At 61.5% G+C, this 21,506-nt stretch carries 15 protein-coding genes; 2 read left to right on the top strand and 13 right to left on the bottom strand.

Annotation, left to right across the window (positions count from 1 at the left end; all coding sequences use genetic code 11):
* Positions 1 to 5: 5 nt before the first annotated feature.
* From NPS56_RS13245 to bcsQ, 11 genes are all read right to left on the bottom strand, one after another.
* A complete protein-coding gene (locus NPS56_RS13245; RefSeq protein WP_274075008.1) occupies positions 6 to 1,031 on the bottom strand; it encodes an ABC transporter substrate-binding protein in 1,026 nt (341 codons plus the stop codon).
* Between the two features lie 18 nt (positions 1,032 to 1,049).
* Positions 1,050 to 1,937: a TauD/TfdA dioxygenase family protein gene (locus tag NPS56_RS13240; protein WP_274075007.1), complete on the bottom strand. Its 888-nt coding sequence runs from the start codon at positions 1,935 to 1,937 to the stop codon at positions 1,050 to 1,052.
* A gap of 240 nt (positions 1,938 to 2,177) precedes the next feature.
* Positions 2,178 to 3,320: an alginate O-acetyltransferase AlgX-related protein gene (locus NPS56_RS13235; protein ID WP_274075006.1), complete on the bottom strand. Its 1,143-nt coding sequence runs from the start codon at positions 3,318 to 3,320 to the stop codon at positions 2,178 to 2,180.
* A gap of 11 nt (positions 3,321 to 3,331) precedes the next feature.
* Positions 3,332 to 4,729, bottom strand: coding sequence for an MBOAT family O-acyltransferase (locus NPS56_RS13230; RefSeq protein ID WP_274075005.1), 1,398 nt, complete (start codon positions 4,727 to 4,729; stop codon positions 3,332 to 3,334).
* 18 nt (positions 4,730 to 4,747) lie between these two features.
* Positions 4,748 to 5,416, bottom strand: coding sequence for an alginate O-acetyltransferase AlgF (locus tag NPS56_RS13225; RefSeq protein WP_274075004.1), 669 nt, complete (start codon positions 5,414 to 5,416; stop codon positions 4,748 to 4,750).
* Entirely contained in the window at positions 5,416 to 6,084 is a 669-nt protein-coding gene (locus NPS56_RS13220) for an SGNH/GDSL hydrolase family protein (RefSeq protein ID WP_274075003.1), read from the bottom strand. Before NPS56_RS13220 ends, NPS56_RS13225 begins: the two co-directional genes overlap by 1 nt.
* A gap of 15 nt (positions 6,085 to 6,099) precedes the next feature.
* Positions 6,100 to 10,026, bottom strand: a complete 3,927-nt coding sequence (locus tag NPS56_RS13215; protein WP_274075002.1) for a cellulose biosynthesis protein BcsC — start codon at positions 10,024 to 10,026, stop codon at positions 6,100 to 6,102.
* A complete protein-coding gene (gene bcsZ, locus NPS56_RS13210) occupies positions 10,002 to 11,243 on the bottom strand; it encodes a cellulose synthase complex periplasmic endoglucanase BcsZ (protein WP_274075001.1) in 1,242 nt (413 codons plus the stop codon). The genes NPS56_RS13215 and bcsZ overlap by 25 nt, the downstream gene beginning before the upstream one ends.
* Positions 11,244 to 11,250: 7 nt before the next feature.
* A complete protein-coding gene (bcsB, locus tag NPS56_RS13205) occupies positions 11,251 to 13,524 on the bottom strand; it encodes a cellulose biosynthesis cyclic di-GMP-binding regulatory protein BcsB (RefSeq protein WP_274075000.1) in 2,274 nt (757 codons plus the stop codon).
* Positions 13,524 to 15,746, bottom strand: a complete 2,223-nt coding sequence (gene bcsA / locus NPS56_RS13200) for a UDP-forming cellulose synthase catalytic subunit (protein WP_425313627.1) — start codon at positions 15,744 to 15,746, stop codon at positions 13,524 to 13,526. Before bcsA ends, bcsB begins: the two co-directional genes overlap by 1 nt.
* Positions 15,743 to 16,876: a cellulose biosynthesis protein BcsQ gene (bcsQ, locus tag NPS56_RS13195; RefSeq protein ID WP_274074999.1), complete on the bottom strand. Its 1,134-nt coding sequence runs from the start codon at positions 16,874 to 16,876 to the stop codon at positions 15,743 to 15,745. The genes bcsA and bcsQ overlap by 4 nt, the downstream gene beginning before the upstream one ends.
* Positions 16,877 to 17,453: 577 nt before the next feature.
* Between bcsQ and NPS56_RS13190 the strand changes: the two genes are divergently transcribed.
* Positions 17,454 to 17,819, top strand: coding sequence for a tryptophan synthase subunit beta (locus tag NPS56_RS13190; protein ID WP_274074998.1), 366 nt, complete (start codon positions 17,454 to 17,456; stop codon positions 17,817 to 17,819).
* A 63-nt stretch (positions 17,820 to 17,882) separates the two neighbouring features.
* Here the strand turns inward: NPS56_RS13190 and lapD are convergent, their stop codons facing one another.
* Both lapD and lapG read right to left on the bottom strand, forming a co-directional pair.
* Positions 17,883 to 19,829 carry a cyclic di-GMP receptor LapD gene (lapD, locus tag NPS56_RS13185; RefSeq protein WP_274074997.1) on the bottom strand — a complete coding sequence of 649 codons (1,947 nt, stop codon included), beginning with the start codon at positions 19,827 to 19,829 and terminating at the stop codon, positions 17,883 to 17,885.
* Positions 19,830 to 19,843: 14 nt separating this feature from the next.
* Positions 19,844 to 20,536, bottom strand: a complete 693-nt coding sequence (lapG, locus tag NPS56_RS13180) for a cysteine protease LapG (protein ID WP_274074996.1) — start codon at positions 20,534 to 20,536, stop codon at positions 19,844 to 19,846.
* Positions 20,537 to 20,730: 194 nt separating this feature from the next.
* On the opposite strand from lapG, the gene NPS56_RS13175 reads away from it, so the two are divergent.
* Positions 20,731 to 21,438, top strand: coding sequence for a GntR family transcriptional regulator (locus tag NPS56_RS13175; protein WP_274074995.1), 708 nt, complete (start codon positions 20,731 to 20,733; stop codon positions 21,436 to 21,438).
* Positions 21,439 to 21,506 lie beyond the last annotated feature (68 nt).

Below are 21,506 nucleotides of genomic sequence, written 5' to 3'. Positions count from 1 at the left end.
GTCGGTCAGCTCCCTTGCAGCGGTTTGGCATCCTGGAAAAAGTAGTCCTTCCACGAATCCGGTTTGTTTTTGATCGCGCCCACACGGTAGAGGAACTCGGCCAGCGGGTAGGTATTTTTCGGCGTGACGCTGAATTCGAACTGCGGGTTGTCGATGATTTTCAGCAGTTCGGCGCGGTCGATCTTGGCCTTGGTGACGCGGATGTAAGTGTCCGCCGCCGCGCCTTTATCGTTTTGCGCGAATTGCGCGGCTTCGGTCAGCGCATCGATGAAGGCCTTGTAGGTCTTCGGGTTTTCCTCACGGAATTTCTCGGTGGCAAACAGCACCGTCGGCGAGTTGGGGCCGAGCAGGTCATAGGTGTTGAGCACCACGTGCACGTTCGGGTTGGTCAGCGCCTGATCCTGGAACGGCGGGTTGGAGAAGTGCCCGCTCAACTCGGTGCCGCCGGCGATCAATGCGGCCGTGGCATCAGGGTGAGGGACGGCGATGGTGTACTTGTCGAGGCGATTGAATTCCTTGTCACCCCACTGCTTGGCGGCCGCGTATTGCAGGAAGCGCGACTGCACCGACACGCCCACGGCCGGCACCGCAATGCGGTCCTTCTCGGTGAAATCGGCGATGGTCTTGACCTTGGGATTGTTGCTCACCAGGTAGTACGGGAAGTTACCCAGGGAGGCCACGGCCTTGACGTTCTGCTTGCCGTGGGTGCGGTCCCAGATGGTCAGCAGCGGACCGACGCCGGCACCGGCAATGTCGATCGAACCGGAGAGCAGCGCATCGTTGACCGCCGCGCCACCGGAGAGCTGGGTCCAGTCGACCTTGATGTCGATGCCTTCCTGCTTGCCGTACTTCTCGATCAGGTTCTGGTCGCGCACCACGTTGAGCAGCAGGTAGACGATGCCGAACTGTTCGGCGATGCGGATTTCACCTTCGGCGTGGGCCACGGTCGGTGCCACCAGGCTGCCGGCGATCAGGCTGAAACCCAGGCCGAGGGCCGCGGCCAGCGGTGCAAAGGGTAGACGTTTGGACATGGTCAAATCTCCGGCAAATCAGAAAGGCGCGTCGCCCTGGATGGTGGTGCGATACAACTTGCGGCGCAGATGGCTGGGACATCCGGCGGCGAGGTGGATCAGCGAACGGTTGTCCCAGAACACCAGGTCATGGGGCTGCCACTGATGGCGGTAGATGTTTTGCGGCAACACGCTGTGGGCGTAGAGCTCGTCGAGCAATTGCTTGCTCTCGTCTTCCGGCAAGCCAACGATGCGGGTGGTGAAACCCTCGCTGACGAACAACGCCTTGCGGCCGTTTTCCGGGTGGGTGCGCACGACCGGGTGGATGACTTCGGCGACTTGCGCCAGTTGTTCAGGGGTCAGGGTCGGGCGCCAGTTGCCTTCGAATTTGGTCTCGCTGTAGCGCGCCGTGTAGGAGTGCGCGGCCGAGCGCCCTTCGACGGCCTTGCGCAGCGCCTCGGGCAGGTTCTCCCAGGCTTTGTGCATGTCGGCGAACAGGGTGTCACCGCCTTCGGACGGCAGTTCCTGGGCATGCAGCATCGAACCCAGGCTTGGCAGTTCCTTATAGGAAAGATCGGAGTGCCAGAACTTGCCGGCATCTCCCAGACCGATGGATTGGCCGTTCTCGATGATATTGGAAACGATGAGGATTTCCGGGTGCCCGGCCAGCAGGAATTGCTTGAGCACATGGATCTGCAACACGCCAAAACGGCGGCTGAAATCGATTTGCTGCTCGGGGGTAATGCGTTGGTCGCGGAACACCACCACGTGATGATCCAGGTGCGCACGGTGAATGCGTGCGAAGTCCTGGTCATCGAGCGGGCGGGACAAATCGAGACCGATGATTTCGGCACCCACCGCGCCGCTGAACGGGCGGATTTCGAAGAATTGTGGCGCGATGCTTGGCGATGCTGAAGCTGCAGACATAAAACACTCCCACGCACGGCACGCTCAAGGGCGCGCGCGTCGATCAGAAACTCACGGATGTCGTGTTGGTTCGTGTCGTGCGGCGCGCCGATTGGTCGGCAGGTACGCAGGGAATTAACTTTATAGATATAAGAAGACTAATTTAAATACCGTTAAAGAATAACGATATGGCTTTTCCCGCTGAGCCATAATCCCTGTAGGAGCTGGCTTGCCAGCGATGAGGCCATCAGCCTCACCGGTTTATTTGGCCCAGTCGATGACTTCACTGTAAGGCGTCTGCAAATCCCGCTCGGGAATTTCCCAGATCACCAGCTTCGGCGGAGTCTGTTTGAACGCCGGATTATCGAAATAACCATTGGCGCCACCTGCGAACTCTCCTCCGTCCTTGGCAAAGTTACCAATCGGCGCGCCCAGTGCCTGTTGCAGGAAACCGGTAAAGTTGGAATTGCGCGAGAACGAAGTACCGATCAACGCCACGTTCGGCAAATTGTCATCGCCGAACAGGTCATCGAGGTTATCGCCGCCGCTTTGTACATCGCCAGCTTTCTCGGAGATCTGGGTGGCAGCGACAGTTTCCGGCTGCGGTTGCCAGGTCACCGGCAGCCACTCGAGCCCGGCCAACCGCACCAGGTCGCCAGGACGGCGAGCCGGGTCCTGGACCTTCACCTCGAAGTCTTTGTGTGGCGTGGCACTGATGCCCAGGGATTGTACCTGCCTGGCCACCGCCCTGGCCGCCGCCGCGGAACCGGTTTCGCTCCAGTGGGTATCGGTGCGCAGGTAGGCGTCGGCACCCAGGGGTTGCAAGTTCGGGGCGAGATCGATCGCGGCGACGCCGGCCTTGTTCAAGCCATCGACCCACGCCACCGCACGCGGCTGCAACTGCAGCGGTCGGCGCAGGTCGCACAGTTGCGCACTGGCGATGCGGCTCTTGTCCGGCACCACCGCCACCAGCAGCTTGATGCCACGACTGGCCAGGCGTTTCTGGATCTCTTGCACCACACCCGCCTTGGTCTCGGCGTTGGCTTGAGCGTGACGATTGATGCGCATCTCGTCGGTCAGGAACAGCCAGCCCGGGCAGCCGGAACGCACACGCGGGCCGGTATCGCCGAGCAACAGCCAGCTGGCGCCACGTTCCAGGTCCGCGCCCTGTTCCGGCACGGCAGCCTTCGACAGCTGCTTGGCGACCTTGTGGGTGACCTCGCCGTGCAGCGCCTCATCGAGCGTCAACCTGGGCGGCAGCATCTCGACTTTGCCGCTCAACAGCAGCCAGGTGCATGAGACGAAACCCAGCGCCAGGAAAGCCACGAAAAAGATCCCCGATGCCTTGCTGACAGGGGCGGTCACTGCGCTGGATTGGGCCGGGATGTTGGACAAGGAAGTCATGGGCGCGGTCATCAGAACTGGAAGTACAGGAAGGGCACAGACTCGCGGCTCGCGACCAACGCGAACGCGAGCAGGAAACCCAGCATCGGTGCAAACAACGCATGGCCGACAAAGCGCTGCTCAAAGCGGCTTTGCAGCACCGGTGCAACGATGTACAGCACACCGAGCAGCGCCGCGATGCCGTGGACCGGACGCAACGTCACCGCCAGCGCATCGCCCAATGCGAACCCGTGCAGGCCGAACTGTCCGGCATACATCGTCAATGCCGAATGGAAATCCGGAGCGCGGAACAAGGTCCAGGCCAGGAACACGAACAGCAGCGTCAATGTGTGCGACAGCAGCGGCGGAATACTCGGCAGGCTGGAGCGCGACCACAAGCGATCGATGCACAAGGCAATGCCGTGCGCCGAGCCCCACAACAGGTAGTTCCAGCTGTCACCGCCGTGCCACAGACCGGCGATGGCCATGGTCAGGAACAGGTTGCGATAGGTCTTCCACGCGCCGTTGCGATTACCGCCAAGGGCGATGTACAGGTAGTCGCGCAGCCAACTCGACAGCGACAAGTGCCAGCGCCGCCAGAAGTCCTGGATGCTGCTGGCCAGGTACGGCCGGTTGAAGTTTTCCGGAAAGTGAAAGCCCAGCATCAGGCCCAGGCCTATGGCCATGGCGCTGTAACCGGCGAAGTCGAAAAACAGTTGCAGCGAGTAAGCCAGGCAGCCGATCCAGGCGTCGACGAAGGAAGGGTTTTCCAGATGGAATGCCACGTCCACCAGCGGCGACAGGGTGTCCGCCACCAGCACCTTCATGCACATGCCGATCATGAAACGGCGCGCGCCCAGGGAGAAATTCTGCCAATTGAAATATCGCTGGGTCAGCTCGCGGCGCACCCAGTCATAACGAATGATCGGCCCGGCAATCGAGTGGCCGAACATCGAAATGTAAGTCGCGTAATTGATGAAGCTGCGCTCCACCGGCACCGTGTGGCGGTGCACGTCCACCAGGTAGGAGATCGCTTGCAACACGATGAACGACAACCCCGCCGGCAACGCCACTCGTTGCCACTCCAGCGGCATGGCGCCGTAGTAAGTGATCAGGTCATTCCAGGTCAGGGCCAGGATGTTGGCGTACTTGTACCAGCACAGCACCGCCGTGTTGAACACGATCAACGCAATCAACAACCTCACTCGCCCCTTGGAACCCTCGCGTGCACGGTCCACCAGCAGGCCGCCAACCCAGGCGACGATGGTCAACACCACGTGCAAGCTCAGGAACAGCGGGCTCAGCCAGCCATAGAACAGCCAGCTGCCGATCAGCAGGATGACGTTGCGCCAGGCCGGTCTGGCCAGGGCATACACCAGCAGAAAGGCCGGCAGGAACAGCGTCAGGAACTCGAGTGAGGCGAAGACCATGGCAGCGGCAAAATCCGATCAGTGGGACAAGGTGTCCGTGGCGTTCAATAAACGCGGGCCGTTGGCCGACGGCACCAGCAGCACGCTGTAACGCTCACCCGCCTTCAGTTCGCCCAGGTCAAGCGGCGCACCGACATTGGCGTTCGCACAGACCAGCTGCACCGACAGGCTCACCGGGTTGATCGAACGACGCTGCAGGCTGTCGAGCGGCACCGCCTTGAACAGGTCGGCGCTACGCCCCGCAGGACGCAGGCTGGCATCGGCACAAGCGGCGTCGACGTTGAAGAACGCCAACGACGCTTTCAAGCCGTTGAAGTCGTCAGGCTGCTCGCGCACGGCGACCTGCTTGATGCCGGCGCCGTCGGGCAGCGCAACTACGGTGACAAATTCGCCGGGTTCGATTTTCAGGTCCATGGCCAGTTTCTGAGCGCCGCTGACCAGGGTGCCCTTGACCGGGCTGCTCGCCTGTACCGGGAAAAACAGCGACACCGCTTGCGCCGCTTCCAGGCGCATCGGCGGCTGGCCGGCCTGGGCGATCACATCCAGCGGCGCGTTGCCGGCGTTGACGAAACGGATGAACGCCGCGTCTTCGCTGGGGCCGGTGGGGTACAGGGCGAACTCGGCCGCCACGGCGTTGGCGCTGCAAACCAGCGCCGCCAGGGCGCATACCGCAGACAGGGCACGCATCACTGCTTGGCTCCCTTGTTGCTGACCGCATCGGCCGGCAGTTTTGCCAGTGCGCCACCGATGGCGTTGGCCCAGGACTTGTATCCGGCCACGGTGAAATGCTGGCCGTCGGTGGTCACCCACTCACCCGGCTTGGAGAGCGTTAGCGAGTCGATGTAGGTGCAAGGCGCCACGTTGCTCGCCAGGAACGCCGACATCAGCTTGGTACGCGTATCGTTCTTCTTGTACATCCCGCCTTCCTTGCCCCACGCCGGGCCGACCCACGCGCACTTGGCACCGTTGGCGGTGATCTCCTTGGCCAGGGCGGTCACGTTCTGCCAGGCCCAGGCTTTCGGGAATACCGGTTTATCGTAGGAAGCCATGGTATCGCCGATGACCAGCACGACGAGGTCAGGCTTGTCGGCGGCGATCAGGTCCTTGATCGGCGTGGTGGTGGCTTCGCGCCCCTTGATGACGATCTTGCCGTCGCCTTTCTGCTCGGCGCCACAATCGACTTTCTTGGTGATCAGCCAGTCGCCGGCACTGGCGCCGCACGCGCCGATCGAATGTACGATTGCGCCCTGCTGGGTCAGGTTGGCTTGCAGCGGTTCCATCAGGTGGTCCGCCAGGCTCATGTGACTTTCACCGAGTACGAGAAGGGTCATACCGGCAAGAACGGAAGAAGGCATTTAAGTCTCCAGGAATCAGTTGGAATAAGGGGAGCGGTAGGGGCTGACCGGCAGCTCCATCGAGCCGTTCATGTCTTCGAACATGTAACGCAGGTACATGGCCCCGGTGAATTGCTTGTAGTCCTGGGCGTTGTCCAGGCCGAGATTGCCACCGAGGAAAAAGTTCGAACCGAATTTGTATTCGCCTGCACCGCTCAGGCTGTAGCCCACGCCGGTCTTGTTCTGGCCTTTGTAGCGCTGGTTGTTGGCAGCTTGCAGGTCTTTGTCGTTCGGGAAGTAATCCGCCGCGTCCTGATCGAAGTACTGCACGCCCACCGAACCCTTGACCTGATAGGAAAACCGGTCGGTGCGCTGCGACCAGGTCACCGGCACGCCCAAGGCGAAGTAGCTTTGCGGGCTGAAGTAACCGCCATGGCCGTAGGTGAAGAAATCCTGGTTGTTCTCGAAGCTCAGGCCGGTGGCACTCAGGCCCAGGGTCAGCTTGCTGTCTTCGGCGTTTTGCAGATACCAATACACGCCACCGCCCAGTTCGGTGCGGCTGTTGGATTCGACGTTGTGGCCGAGCAACTTGTGCCACGAACCGTAGCCGTAGGTGCCGACCTGCTGATCGTCATAGCTGAGCTGAGCCCGCCCGCCGTTGGCCGTCACGCCGCCCCACGACTGACCGGCGCGGTCGTCGGTGGTGCCAGCGAACGAAGTCACGCTGTCCGTCACCGGACGCCTGGAAACACTGACGCCATAACGCACGTTCGAGTTGTCGGCGAACGGCCGGTCCACGCTCACGCCACCAGCGGCGGTGCTGTACTTGAAGCCCATTGGCGTTGTGCCGACATCGGCCTTGATGCCTTCATCCGGGCGGGCATAGGCCACGCTCAGGCCCACGCCTTTGTCACGCTGGGAACCGGCGCCGTCGGCGGATGATCCACCGCCGAAACGGCTGGCCGAATCGCTGTCGACACTGCCGGCATTCAGCGATACCGGGGTCACGCGCACGGCGTAGCGGTTCTCGCCCGACGGCACGTTGATCTCCAGCGGCGTTTCAACGTCGGTCATTTTGCTCATGCCCGACTCGCTGTCATTGCTGCGGATGGTGACGCCCTGGGTCACGTAGCCGCTGCGCTCCTGCAGGATGTTGTCCAGCGCGCGCTGGGCGGAACTGGCTTGGTCCACCGCGACATTGACCGTGGCCTGAGGCGCGAACGGGTTACCGCCGGCACCGGCAAAGCGCCCCGCCGGCAACGCCTGGGTTCGCGCACCAGCAGCCATGCGTGGCTGGGCCTGGCCCGGATAGGCATCGGCCGGCAGTGCCGCATCGCTGGCGACCATGACCGGCGCGGCTGCATCAAGCTGTGCCTGTGCCGGGGCGGGAATCGCGTCCACCGGTACTCGGCTCACCTGGTTGCGCTGGCCCGGCAAACCCACGAACGGGTTCGGGGCGACGTTCAGGCTATTGGCCTGAGCCGTCAGGCTGCGTTTCTGTTCGTTCTGCTCAATGGCAACAGCCTTGCGCAGCAACTCGGTGGCCTGGCTGGACTTGCCCATGCTGCGGTAGATCCGCGCCGCTTCGGTCAGCGATTGCGGGTCGTAGGTTTCCAGTTTCAGGAACTGTTCCAGCGCACGCTCGGCGTAGCCATTGTCGTGGGCTTGAACCGCCGCGTCAGCGGCATTCAGTAAAATCTGCGGGTCGTTGGGCTGACGCTGCAACAACGGCTTGTACAGCTCGAACGCCTTGGCATTGTCGCCGTTGCTGGCGTACATGCGCGCCAGTGCCGAGACGGCGCCCGCGTCCCCCGGACGCGAAGCCAGCGCCGGTGCCAACGTATCGTAGGCAGCCGCCAGATCGCCATTTTCACGCAGGATATCGGCCTGGCGAATGCGGTACTGATACAGCACGTCATCGAAGCGTTTGCGCGTGGCCACGCTCATCGGCTGGTTTTGCAAGCCGTGCAGGATCGAGTTGACCTGAGCGTCGTCGCCGGTCTTGAGCAACAGGTTGGCGTATTGCAGCATCAGGTCCGCGGATGGCGTCGGCGTCTGGGCGATGACGTTGCGCATCATTTGCTGCGCATGTGCCGAGTCGCCGGCATCGACATAGGCCGCAGCCAGGGTCGCCATGCCGTCAGGCGTGCGGCTGGCCACCGGCTGCAGGCGATCGAGCAAGGCCAGGGCTTCCTGGCGTTGGCCACGCTTGGCGATGCTGGCCGCCAGTTTGATCTGCACCGTGAGGGTGATCTGGTCGGCCAACTGATTCATGTCCGCGGTGCGGCGCTCGGCCGGTATACGGCTGATGGTTGCTTGCGCGGCGTTCCACTGCTCCATTTCCACCGAGAGCAAGGCACTGGTGTAGAGCGCGTCGATGTGGGTCGGATGGCTTTTCAGATAGCTGTCGATCAGGTCGCGAGCCTTTTGCGGCTCGCCGGCCTTGAGGTACAAACGCGCCAGGTCGAAACGCGTCCAGACGTTGTCCGGGTCGTCCTGGATGGCTTGCACCAGGGCTTGTTGTGCCGCGCGGTTATCACCGCGCTGTTCGGCCAGTTTGGCCGCCTGCGTGGAACGCAAGGCACGCAGGCGAGCGCCGCCGCCCATTTCGGCCTGCTGGGCCGGGGTCAGGGTGTCGAGCAGGCGCAGGGCTTCATCGGCCTGACCGGTTTGCGCCAGCACATTGACCAGGCCTTGAACGGCCTGCGGGTTACCGCGCTGCACATTCAGCACCTGGCGATAGTTGGCTTGCGCGGCGTCCAGTTGGCCGGCCTGGGCCTGAATGTCGGCCAGGGCCAGGCGCGCATCGACGCCGTTCGGGTTCAGGCGCATGGCCTGGGCGATGCTGGCTTGCGCCTTGGCCGGTTGCGTCCTGGCCTGATCGCGGGCCTGTTGCAGCAGCGCCCAATAACGCACGTTATCCAATGCCGGCTTCCAGCGTGTGCCGCCATTGGCGATGGCCCGGTTGAGCAACTGCTCGGCTTCGCCGAAACGGTTTTGTTGCTGACGCACGACGCCAAGGCCACCCAGGGCATCGGCGTCGTCGGGTTTGCTTTTCAGGCGCGCGGCGAAGGCTTTTTCGGCGCCGGCCTGGTCACCCTTCTCCAGCGCTTGCAGCCCTCGCGCCACCAGCGGATCCTGCTGCCACACCGGCGCACCGGCAGTGGTCGACTGCGACTTGCCCTTGTTGAGCAGGTCGCGGATTTCCTGGTCTTCGGGATGTACTTTCAGGAAGTCATCGAATAACGGCACTTGCGAGGCATTCGGCGGCCCCATCCACACCAGCGCCAGGCGCCAGCTCTCATCGGCGTCACCGGCGATATCGGTACGGGTCGACAGTTTGGCCAGGGCCCGGATACCTTCCGCGCGGCTGTCTTCATGACGCACCAGATGCTTGGCCAGGAACAGCGCGACAATCGAGTCATTCGGCGTTTCCCGCAGCAAGCGCTCAAGGCCTTTGCGCGCCTCGGTCCAGCCGGCATCGTTGAAAGCCAGGTTGGTGTAGAACTCGCGACCGATCTTGCCTTCAGGCGTGCGGCCGGCAAACAATTGGCGGAACACTTCAGTGGCCTTGTCACGCTGGTCGCCGTCGGCCAGACGCCGGGCTTCGTCCAGCAGCGCAATGTTCTGCGGATCGGTCAGGGCGATGTCCTGCTCAAGTTGCGCAGCCTGCCAGGGTCGCGGCGACAACCCCTGCAACCGCGCCAGATACTGCTGCGCCTGTTGCGGTTTGTCCTGTTTGACGCCGATCAGGCCCATGCCATACAGCGCGTCGATCTGGTTGGGGTCCAGGCGCAGCACTTTCTCCCAGGCTTCTGACGCACGCGCAGCGTTATCCCGGGCCTGCCAATATTGGCCCTGCTCCACCAGGCGCATTTGCGCATCGCTGGTTTCGGCGTGGGCGGCGGTGCCGATGAGGGTGGCGAGAATACCGATGGCTAGCGTGTGACGGCGCGGGTGCATGACGTCTCCCAAGTCAGTTTGAGTGTTCCGTCATCACGAAACTGATAGCGTTTTTCAGCCCAGCCGAGTGCGAACAGACTAAGCATGGCGTTGTAGTACAGCGGTTCAACACGTTCGCCATCGGCTTTTGCCAGCGCCGCGTTCAAAGCCGTTTCGGCCCGACGTTGCTGCTGCTCGGCCAGCCAGGGTTGGCCCTTGGCCTGGAAGTACGGGATCAGCGCGGCAGAGTACCCGAACGGGCCCTGCCCTTCGAGCGCACCGCTGATGACCTGGACTTTTTCCGGAGGAATACCGGTGGAAGCCGTGCTATTCGACATGCCGTCCAGGCGTGCCAGCAGCGGTGCCGCCAACGGGTCGGTCCTGGGCGTCATGCCGGCCCACAGGTAGACGCGAATCGCGTCGTAACTGCCCAGCTCGCCTTTGACCGGATCAACCACAAACAGACCGGCTTTCGGCGCGGTTGCGCGATAGCCGATCCAGTCCGCCACATAGCCTTTCGGGCTGGAGGCACTGACCATTTTTACGGTATTTTCGGCGATTTCCTTCCACGGCCCGCTCGGTGCTTCCTTGGCCAGTCGACGTAGCAACGGCAGCGGCAAATAGCTCGGGTTAAGGCGCCACAGATGATCGGGCTGAGTGAAACCCTCGGGGCCGGGGAGGACCATTTTGCCTAGCCCTGGCAGGCTCACCACCAGGTTGGTTTCAATGTTCCTGAGCAGGCGCAGGGCGTCTTCGCGGTAATCCGGGCGCTGCCACAGCCGCGCCGCTTCGAGCAGCGAGTAGGCAATCCACAGGTCAGAATCGGACGCCGAGTTGGCGTCCTGCAACTGCCATTTGCCGTCCTTGCCCTGACCCCACAACCAGCCTGGCAGACGGTTGCCGACATCGGCGCCGGCCATGTTGGCGGCGGTCCATTTCCACAAGGCATCGAAACGCTCGCGGTCGTTGCCAATCAGCGCGAACAGCATGCCGTAGGACTGGCCTTCGGAGGTACTGTGATTGGTTTCGACGCTGGACTCCAGCAGGCGACCGTCGTTCTGCACGAAACGCGTGGCGTAGGTTTGCCACAGCGGCCAATCGGCGCTTTTGCATGCGGCCTCGTCAGCCATGGCCGGTGTCAGGCTCAAGGTCGCCAGCGTGCCAGCCAGCCAAAGCACGGCCCGGCGCCAGCGGCGCTGTTGGGCAAAATTGCATCCAGGGGTCCTGTGGTTTCTCATGGTGTTCTCAGTCGCTCAACCGCTGTTTGGCACGGGACCGCAGCGCCAGATAGGCCAGACAACTGAGCAACACCACACCGAGGCCGGTCAGCAGCAGCGTCAAACCGACATGACGCGAGAGCATCCATTCCAGGCGTTTGAACGGGCCCAGTTCGCCGACGTAGTACTGCTCGTCCGCCACCAGTGGCTCGATGGTTTTGCCACGCACTACCACCAGGCTGCCCTGGATGGACTGGGTGTAATCCTCGCCGCCGATCAGGGCATTGGTCGCTTCAGCCAGGCCTTGCGGTTGGCCGCTGGCGATTACCACGACGCTGCGACCGCTTTTGAGCGGCGATTCGAAACCCGTCAGGTAAGTGCTGCGCGCACCCCCGGAGAAGGCCATGGCCAACCGTGCCTTGCGCTGGTTCGCTTCCGGGTCGGGGCTGAACCAGTCGCGTACGCGCATCGGCAAGTCAGACAGGTGAAAGCTCTGTTGGTCGCCGCTATCGGTCGCCGGCAGGCGATCAGCCCACTGGGTCAGCAATGGTTGGTTGTTACCGGAAGCAAGCACCAGCAAGTCTTTATCCGCCACCGCTTGAACCTGCGCCGCTTGCGCCACCAGCACGCCAGTGGCCGGATAACCGGTGGACTGGCCGAAGCGGCCGAGCACGGTCAGGTAGGCATCCAGCTCGGCAGCGCCAGCGTTGTCCGGCAGGATCACGGCGGTCTGCGACAGGTCAGCCAGACGGGTGAACGGGAAGCCCGCGTCCTTGAACACGCCCAGGTTCGGCATGGCCATGAAGTGGTCGTAGCCGCTCAGGTCCAGGGTCGATTCCGGATCGACGCTGCCGCGCATGTTGTCGATGATGATGTCGCCACATTCCCCCTGCTTGATGTAGTCGAACATGAAGCGCAGTTGCAGTCGCGATTGCAGGGCCACCGAGTTCAACGGCAGGCGCACGCGGGTTTCGCGGTTGAGGCTGTCGTCGTTGAGCTTGAGGGTTTTCAACACGCTGTTTTCCAGCTTGTCCTGGGGCAGCAGGTTCTGCGACTGGATCAAGCCATCGTTGAAGCTGACGATGAACGACGAATTGCTCGACTTCTCTTGCGGCGTGTAGCGGTATTTCACGTTCAACGGCGCACCTTCATCACGCCAGGTGAACAGGTCCGGCGGGAAATTCAACGGTACGGTGATGTCGCCCGGGTTGTAGCCCGATACGTTGAATTGCTTGGCCGGCAGCAGCTCGCCGAGCTTGACCGGGCGATCGCTGGGCAGCCAGTTCGGGGCATCGTAAGGCTTGCGCGGCTGCACGCTGTCGAGTTGATCGATCACCACGCTGCTGCCCGACAGCGCCTGACTGCCGAGCACCAGCGCGGTGGTCGCCGTCTTCAGTTCGGCGGCATCGCGGCCAGTAATCACCAGCAACTTGCCATTCTCGTCATTGGGGTTGGCCATCAAGCTCAGGGTCGGGCCCTTGGCCGCCGGCAGGCTCAACCCGCCGATCTGCAACGCATCCGGACCGCTGAGCAGCACCACGGCATTGCCGTGGGCCGGGATCTGGTTGATGTGCGTAGAAAACTTCGCCCCGCGGTAACTGGCCTGGGCGCCGAACCACGACGACAGGGCGCCAGCCGCTTCCAGGGTGGTGTTGTCGGGCGCTGCGGCGAACACGAATGGCAGGCCCAGGGTGCGCGCATCGCGGCGATCGAAGAATGGCAACGGCAAGATCGACAGATCGTTCGGCAGCACCAGCGGCGACACTTCGATGCTCAGCTCGGTGGCGTTGCTGATCTTCGCCCACAGGCTGGAATGCGTCGGGTCTTCGCAACTCATGGTGTAGTGACCGACGAATTGCAGGCTCAAGCGGTTGAACTCGGTGATCAGTTGCGGCGGGATGGTGACTTCGTGGGTTTGCAGTTGACCGGCGTTTTCCTTGGGCAACGGCAGGCTCGCGGCCACTTCATCGTTGACGATGACGTTGATCTGCGACAGGTCGGCCAGCAGTGCCGGGGAATAGGTGTATTGCAGTTTCAGCCTGGCGCCGGTCACGATGGAATCGGCACGCACATCGAAGTTGACGCTGTCGGTGGACTCCACGCCGCGCAAGCTCATCGGATAATTGCGGCCCAGTTGCTTGAGCGTCACGCTATAGCCATTGGCGCCCGGCACCGCATCCACTGGCGCGGTCTCGGCGAATGCCGTCGCACTACCACCCATTGCCAGCAACGCGCACGTCATGCGTACCAGTGCGCGGCGGGGCGCGCGCAGGCTACCGAAAGCGAAAGACTTCGAGTTCATCACTTGTCCAAAACATTTTCCAGGGTGGACGGGGAGACGTGGCGACGGCGGAAAAGGTTCCGCACTTCCATGACCGTTGCTTTGAAGAGTTCGTAGATACCGCGAAGAGCAATGCCGCTGACATCGCGCAAGGCGGCCAGGGGCGTATCGACCTGGCCATTGCCCCAGGTCGAAGCCCAGGTATCGGCGCGGGAGAACGTCAGGCGTATCAGCTCGCTTTGCTGGCGCAGGGTCAACTGGTCGAATTGCGCCCCCAACAGGTCCCCGCGACTGAAGACGATGACGGCCGGGAACACGCTCAGCTGTTGCTTGCGAAACAGCGCAATCTGCACCCGCTCGCCCTTGGGAATCTCGATGCCATCTGGCAAACGGAAGCCCAGGCCTTTTTGCGAGAAGTCCTGGGTCACGCCCTCGATCACGCTGCCATCGGCGCGGGACAGGCGCATCGGCAGGACCGCCGCCACCCGTGGTTCGGAACGCACCTGACGGGTTTCGCTGGCCACCGCCACCGAGGCGCTGGTGATGATGAGGTTGTAGACGGTCCACGCCAGGTTGATCAGGATCGTGGTCGTGGCGCCTTCGGCACCCTCCATCAGGCGTATCCCGCCATAAACCAGGCCAGTGGCGTTCAAGAGCAACAGCACGATGTACGGCCGGGCCAGTTTCCATTCGAAGTACTTCTTGTCGATCACTCCGCCCTTGTCGGTCACGTTGAAGCCACCGAACTTGGGGTTGACCAGCGCCATCAGTACCGGGCCCATGATGTACCAGGCCAGCACCGTCTCGTAGACCTCGTTCCAGAACGAGTGGCGGAACCGTCCCTGGATACTGGAGTTGGTCAGGCTGGCGTGAAGAATGTGCGGCAATACGTACGCGGTGATCATCAACGCCGAGGCGTGGAAAATCTGTGCATCGAAAAACAGGAATGCCAGCGGCGCGGTCAGGAACGCCAGGCGCGGCAGCCCGTAGAAAAAGTGCAGCATCGCGTTCAGGTAACACAGGCGCTGGCCCATGCTCAGGCCTTTGCCGAGCAACGGGTTGTCGGTGCGAAAGATTTGCGCCATGCCACGTGCCCAGCGAATCCGCTGGCTGATGTGGCGCGACAGGCTTTCCGTTGCCAGGCCCGCCGCCTGGGGAATGGCCAGGTAGGCGGTGTTGTAACCGGCGCGGTTGAGCTTGAGCGCGGTGTGGGCATCTTCGGTGACGGTCTCGACGGCCACGCCACCGACTTCCAGCAAAGGTGCCCGACGGATCACCGCACACGAGCCGCAGAAGAACGTCGCGTTCCACAGGTCGTTGCCGTCCTGCACCAGACCGTAGAACAACTCGCCTTCGTTCGGCACGGAACGGAAGGTATTGAGGTTTTTCTCGAAGGGGTCCGGCGAGAAAAAGAAGTGTGGCGTCTGCAGCATCGCCAGCTTCGGATCCTTGATGAACCAGCCGACACACACCTGGAGGAAAGAACGGGTCGGCACGTGGTCGGCGTCGAAAATGGTCACGAACTCGCCACTGGTGACCTTGAGCGCTTCGTTCAGGTTGCCTGCCTTGGCGTGGCGGTTGTTGTCACGAACGATGTAATTCACGCCGATCTGTTCGCAGAACTCGCGGAAGTCCTCGCGGCGACCGTCGTCAAGCACATGCACGCGCAGTTTGTCCTGGGGCCAGTCGATGGCCTGGGCGGCGAAGATGGTGACCTTCACAATGTCGAGGGTTTCGTTATACGACGGGATGAACACATCGACCGTCGGCCACTCGCTCGGCGGTCCGCTCATCAATACTGGTTTGCGTCGCAGCGGCCAGGCGGTTTGCACATAGCCGAACACCAGCACAATCATCGCGTACAGCTCGGCCAGGACCAGGCCGTAGCCGAACAGCATGTCGACCCAGCCCTCGAACCCGAGGGTGGAAGTGAGTCGCCAGTATATGTAGCGCAGGGAAGCGGTCAGTGATAGCCCGATGAGCATCAGCACGTTCAGGCGTCCGGGAATCTTGCGCAGTACCATCGCAGCGATGAAGCAGCCGAGGGCAAAGAAGCACTGCGAATACAGGTCGAACGGCACCGTGATGATGAACACGGCCAACAGCCCGCAGAACAGCGTCACGCTCACGGTCAGCGCCCGACGCAACGTCGCTGGCAGGCTGTCCAGGCGATCGGAGAGCGATTGTGCCCAGCGCTGCGAACGGGAGGGAGCGGCTGTATCTGGAGCGGTGGTGTTGATCACGAGGCATATGACTCTGCGACGGCCATGGCATTCAACTGCGTTTTGACCCTGTCAGTCAGCATCAGCATGTCGCGGCAAGCCTGGGAGGACTCGGCCTGCAGCAGCGGGTTTTCACCATAGGCAAGGGCTTCGCCAATGGCATGATCGAGCGCCACGACACCCAGCAGCCGCGAGCCGAGGCGGCGCTTGAGCACTTCGTGCATGTCCCGGCAGAACAGGCGATCGCTGTCGAACTGATTGATCACGTAATTGCACAGCGGCGCCTGGCCCCGGGCGCCGCGCTCTTCCAGCAAACGCTCCATCTGGTCCAGCGTGACGAAACATGCCGCATCGGCGGTGGCGACGACCAGCACCTGATCAGCCACCATCAAGGCTTGCGTCAGGTAGGACGTACGACCCGGTGGCGTGTCGAGAATCACCACGTCGTTTTCGCTCAGGTCCATGCTCGCCAACTGGCCAGCCAGCCAGTAACGATCGTTTTCCAGATAGCGCTCCAGCGTACGGCGCTCGTCCTCGGTCACCGAACCGTAGGGCAGCAGCAACGAACCCGCAGAGCCGGCCAGCAGCAGTGACTTCCAGTCCTCACCCTTGAGGCTGGCGTAGGCCATTCCTGCCACATCCGGCTCGGCACCCAAGTGGTATTGCAACGCGTTTTGCGGATCGAGGTCGATGGCCAGTGTCCGCCCGCCCTCCAGGCGCAATGCGGTGGTCAACGCAGAGGCGAGGGTGCTTTTGCCAACGCCTCCCTTAGCCGATATCACCGCAATGACATGCGCCCTGGTCTTGGCCGGACGACCATGGGGCAGCGCCTGGCGCAGTGCCTCTTCATTACGTGCTTGCGCTTCGGCCTGACGTGCCAGGGCGACTTCGGCCAGCAAATGGCGAAGCGGCGCAGCAGGCTGCGCAGAATCAGCCGGCACCAACGGCGTCTCGATGCCATCTGTGGCATCGGCTACAGCGCTCTCGTATTGCTCATCAGGCTGATCGACTTCAGCTACAGGTGCAGGCGCAGCCGGCACCAGCGTCAACGGCTTTTCCTTGTAGTCGAAATGGCTGCCGAACTCGAGATAACTGTCCGCACTTGCCCCGAACCTGTTGAACAGGTTCGATATATCGTCTGTACGATTCATAAAAGACTATCCGAGGCGCTGGCACATAAGGGAGCACGTAGCTCGAGGGTTCATCGAGGCGACCATCAAAATGACATCGTCAATAATTTGAATGCCGCAATTGTAATAGTTGAACGCGATTAAAAAAACCTTTTTTATCGCCATAAAATTGACGAAGAGGTGCTTTATTTATTTGGCGCGTCCTGCGCATTCCCGACAGCCGAACTGCAACGCAAGCAACTAAATACAAGGCCCCGAACGGCGGCGCGCGATTATCCAGCAAGCATTGCCGGTGCGCACATCATTTGCGCCAGGTGGCAGACCGGTAGATGGACGGCACCTGTAACTATTTCAACTGAACTAAGCAATTCGCGGACCATATGAACTATGGTTACAAGCATGTTTGCTTCAAACTCAAACATATATGTTCTAAATCAATGTCTTAGTTATTACTTTGCGATGATCTGCCGGCAATGACCTGCCCGCGACGACTGTAAGTGCAATTGTTGGCGCCATGGATATGACGAACGCCCTCTACTGGGTAGATGTTGACTATGCTGCTGACAGCATGACGCGGCTCACTTTTGAGGGATGCTCGATGTTCTACGTGCAACGCAATCCAGACGGCCGACTGCTGCGCGTGGAAGCCGAAGCCTACGCCGAATCCACGGAAACGCTGCCGGCCGACCACCCTGACCTCCAGGCCTGGTTCGCCAATGAAGTCATGGCCACCAGCCACAAACAACTGCTGCAAATCAAACAGCTCAAGCAACTGCGCCAGAGCGACCTGGAAATGATCCGGGTACTCGACGACTTGATCGCCGTGCTGATCAGCAAAGGCGTGATTCTCGTAACGGACCTGCCAGAGCCCGCGCAGACCAAACTCATGGACCGCTTCCAGGCGCGTGAGGCGTTGGGTGGGTTGAGTAATCTGGTTGAGGATGATGAGGAAGGGTTTATCTGACATCCGGGGATCGCAGCCTTCGTCAGCGACCGCTGTGAGAAGGCTGCAACCTTTGCGATTGCCCTATTGCCAAGGCTTGGGCTCGCCCACCAACCGTCCCTGAACGCCGTACACGCCCATCTCGCTAAGCACCGCCAACTCCCCTTGCGTCTCGACCCGCTCGGCAATCAGCGGCAGATCAATACTGTGGGCCGCACGCTGGACGGCTTCGATGAACAGGCGTTTGTCGCGCTCCTGATCAATCGCACGGATGTAGCTACCGTCGATCTTCAAGTAGGCCAACCCCAAGCGCGCCAGGTTGCCGATCATGCTGAAGCGTCCACCGAAATGCTGCAGACCCAAGGAGAACCCGAGCTCTCGCAAACGCCGGGTCAGCGCTTCGAGACTGGCTTGCTGTGGTAATTGCTCTTCGCCGATTTCCAGGGTCAGTCGCGGTCCCAGATTGGAGTGCGAACGCAGCGTGGCGAAGACCGCAGTCAACGCTTGCGGGTTTTCGAGGGTGGCCGACGACAGGTTCAGCGCCATTGATTCTTCGTGGGTGCTCATCTGCTCCAGTACCAGCTCCAGCATCAGCCGGTCCAGTCGCGCCGCCCAGCCGAACCGTTCCAGCCACGGCAAGAAACGTCCGGCAGGGATGCTCTCGCCCTGGTCGTCGATCAGGCGGGAAAGCACTTTGTAGTGCAGTACCAGCTGCGTGTCCTGACTGGCCACCACGGGCTGGAAAAACAACTTGAATCGTCGTTGCTCCAAGGCCTGATCCAGCAGGTTGTGCCAGGCATGATGGTCGTCGCCGACATGGGTCGGGGCCCTGTGATCGAGGCAGACCCAGTTCGAATCGGTCTGGCCTTCGGCCTGCGCCAATGCCTGATCCGCCAGCCCGAGTACGGCTTGCGGGGCGTCGCCATGAATAAAGGGCGCCAGCCCGATCGCCGCTACAGAGGGGACGTCAGTAGCACCGGTGGCGTACAGACTGGCCAAGGCCGTGTCGAGGTGCTGCGCCAGTTGCACTGCTTCTTCACGCACCAGGCCTGGGGCCAGAACGGCGAATTCGCCGCCACGAATCCGTGTGACCAGGTTGGTTGTTTCCGGATATCTGGCGCACTCGCGGGACAACTGCTGACCAACCGCCTGGAGCAACGCATCCGTGCGCTGGCCGCCCAGCCGCTGGTTCAACCCGGCCAGATCCTTGACCCGCAACAGCAGCAAGTAACCGGAGCTGGCTTGCTCGGGATTGCTCACCCGTGCATTCAGTTGCATCTCGAAGTAACGTCGGTTGGCCAAGCCGGTCAGGTTGTCCTGATAGGACTCGACCCGCAGCTTTTCACTGCGTTCGGCCTGCTCCTGAAACAGCGCCTTGAGCTTCTCGACCATCTGGTTCATGGCCTGCACCACGCGACGCAGTTCCGGCGTGCGCGGCAATTGCGGCAGGCTGAGAAACTCGCGGCGGGCAATGGCGTGGGACTGCCGGACCATGTAATCGAGGGGCTTCAATTGCCGACGCAGCAACAGCGCGCCCAGTATCGCGCTGACCACGCCACAGAACAGCAACCACCCCAAGCTGCCCAACGCGCTTTGCCACAACTTGGCCAGCGCGAACATCGGGTGACTGACCACCTCGACCCGTGCGGCCTGTACCCAACCGCGACTGACTATCGCATCGCCCCCGGCAGGCTCCAGGCCAATCAGTTTGACGAACCAGTCAGGCACCCGGGTATCGGCCGCAATGCCGCTGCGTTCGATCAGGGTCTTGTCGTTGGATAAATCGACCACACGGATGCTGGCGTAATAACCGCTGTCAAAGATCGAGCTGACCAGCAGTTCGGTCATCGCCGGGTCGTCGATATTGGGCGTCAGTGACAGCGCCAGCGCCGTCGCCGCATCCTGGGCGTGGGAACGCAGCTGGTTGACGTACTGGGAGCGCGAGCTTTCCAGGCTGACCATGAAGCTGCCGGTGAAGGCGACGACCAGGAACAGACAGATAGCGATCAAAAGCTGTTTGAACAAAGACATCTGTGGGCGTGCTCCTAGTTAGTCGTCTCGACCGGGAATCCTTCGGCCTGCATTTTTTTCAGCACATCCTGCCAACGGGACAAACGCTTGGTGTCCCCGACCTTCTGATTGCCCTTGGCCCCCGGTAACCACAACCCTTCTGCGTTGAAAGCGTAGACCGGCAGCAAATCCTTTCTCTGGCTGGCCGGCCTGATCGAGTCGACAAGGCTGTCGAGCACCAGCGGTTCGGCTTCCGGGCTTGAGTAGTAGGTCAGCACCATGTGCGCGCGATTCAGACTCAGCGCCTTTACGTACGTGATGCGCAGCTTGTCACTGGAAACGCCAAGGTGGCGCAGACTGAAATATTTGGCGATCGCGTAGTCTTCGCAATCACCGGCGCCTTTCCACAAGGCTTCGACGGGTGTTTCCCAGTAATCGACCTGGTGCCACAGGTCAATGTCTTCGACGTAACGCAGTTGTTTGTTGAAGAAGCGGTTGATCACGTTGAGCTGTTCCAGCTCGCCAACTTGTTTCTGCGTAGCCAACATGTGCTGCCACGCATCTATGCGCTGCTGACCTTCGCCCAAAGATCCGTACAATGCCTGCGCCCGAGCGCTGATCAGGGAAAAGTCCCCATCGGCATGCACACCGCCCAGCAGCACACCGGCCAGCAGCAAGGCGCCGCACGAGCAGCGCAAGATCCGGGATATCGGAAAACGTACCGCCAAGGCGAGGCATCCAGGGTAGTCAGGTGGAATCGAGTGAAGGTGTAGGTTAGCTCGGGAAAAAATAATGGCACACTGAGATCACTGACGGCACGCTAAACTAAGGGAAAGACGCTCTTATGGGGCGTTTGACAAGCCGTCAGGCAGTCACTAGTGTCAATTGGATCCAAAACTTCAGTCAATCAGGGTGCGTAGTAGTGACACAAAAGCCCAACCCCCTCAGCAGTATCAAGGTCAACGGGCCGATTCCCGCGCACCTGGCGCGCTCGGTGATCGAAGAAACCTTGCGCTCGGCCATCCTGGACGGTCGCCTGCCGTGTGGCATCGCTCTGCGCCAGCAAGACCTGGCCGATCTCTTCGGGGTCAGCCGCATGCCGGTGCGTGAAGCGTTGCGCCAACTGGAAGCCCAGGCATTGCTCAACGTGATCGCCCATAAAGGCGCTGTGGTTGCCCCGCTCGTCCAGGGCGATGCCGCGGAAACCTACGCCCTAAGGATTTTACTGGAGTCCGAAGCACTACGTTTATCGGTGCCGTTGCTTGAGGCGGCGGATCTCGAACAGGCCGCGCGCTATATCGACGAGCTGGAGACGGAACAGGACTATACCGAAATCGGCCGGCTCAATCGCCTCTTCCATATGTCGCTCTACAGCAGGGCACCTAATCGCCGGTTACTGAAACTGGTAGAGGACGGACTGAACGAAGAAGAGCGTTTCCTGCGCTTCAACCTCGAAGCGATGGGCCTGGGCAAGTTGTCCCAGGAAGATCACCGGGCCTTGTGGCGGGCCGCTGACGCGCGGGATGTCGAAGGATCGGTGCAATTGCTGGTCAACCATCTCAATCGCGGGGTTGAGGTCATCACCCGGTACCTCGCCAGTCCAGAAGCCCAGAACAAAAAAACCTCGTAGCAAAGGCAACGGCAGGCCCAGAACGACAAAACCCCTGTCTGCGTTAGCAGACAGGGGTTTCGGAATTC

The organism is Pseudomonas putida (assembly GCF_028682635.1).
Lineage (GTDB): Bacteria > Pseudomonadota > Gammaproteobacteria > Pseudomonadales > Pseudomonadaceae > Aquipseudomonas > Aquipseudomonas putida_AE.
Note: the sequence above shows the minus strand (reverse complement) of the source record. Positions and strands in the feature narration are given on the sequence as shown.

Coding starts and splice junctions, on each gene's coding strand:
- NPS56_RS13245 (WP_274075008.1), bottom strand. CDS start 1,031: ATGTCCAAACGTCTACCCTTTGCACCGCTGGCCGCGGCCCTCGGCCTG.
- NPS56_RS13240 (WP_274075007.1), bottom strand. CDS start 1,937: ATGTCTGCAGCTTCAGCATCGCCAAGCATCGCGCCACAATTCTTCGAA.
- NPS56_RS13235 (WP_274075006.1), bottom strand. CDS start 3,320: ATGACTTCCTTGTCCAACATCCCGGCCCAATCCAGCGCAGTGACCGCC.
- NPS56_RS13230 (WP_274075005.1), bottom strand. CDS start 4,729: ATGGTCTTCGCCTCACTCGAGTTCCTGACGCTGTTCCTGCCGGCCTTT.
- NPS56_RS13225 (WP_274075004.1), bottom strand. CDS start 5,416: ATGCGTGCCCTGTCTGCGGTATGCGCCCTGGCGGCGCTGGTTTGCAGC.
- NPS56_RS13220 (WP_274075003.1), bottom strand. CDS start 6,084: ATGCCTTCTTCCGTTCTTGCCGGTATGACCCTTCTCGTACTCGGTGAA.
- NPS56_RS13215 (WP_274075002.1), bottom strand. CDS start 10,026: ATGCACCCGCGCCGTCACACGCTAGCCATCGGTATTCTCGCCACCCTC.
- bcsZ (WP_274075001.1), bottom strand. CDS start 11,243: ATGAGAAACCACAGGACCCCTGGATGCAATTTTGCCCAACAGCGCCGC.
- bcsB (WP_274075000.1), bottom strand. CDS start 13,524: ATGAACTCGAAGTCTTTCGCTTTCGGTAGCCTGCGCGCGCCCCGCCGC.
- bcsQ (WP_274074999.1), bottom strand. CDS start 16,876: ATGAATCGTACAGACGATATATCGAACCTGTTCAACAGGTTCGGGGCA.
- NPS56_RS13190 (WP_274074998.1), top strand. CDS start 17,454: ATGTTCTACGTGCAACGCAATCCAGACGGCCGACTGCTGCGCGTGGAA.
- lapD (WP_274074997.1), bottom strand. CDS start 19,829: ATGTCTTTGTTCAAACAGCTTTTGATCGCTATCTGTCTGTTCCTGGTC.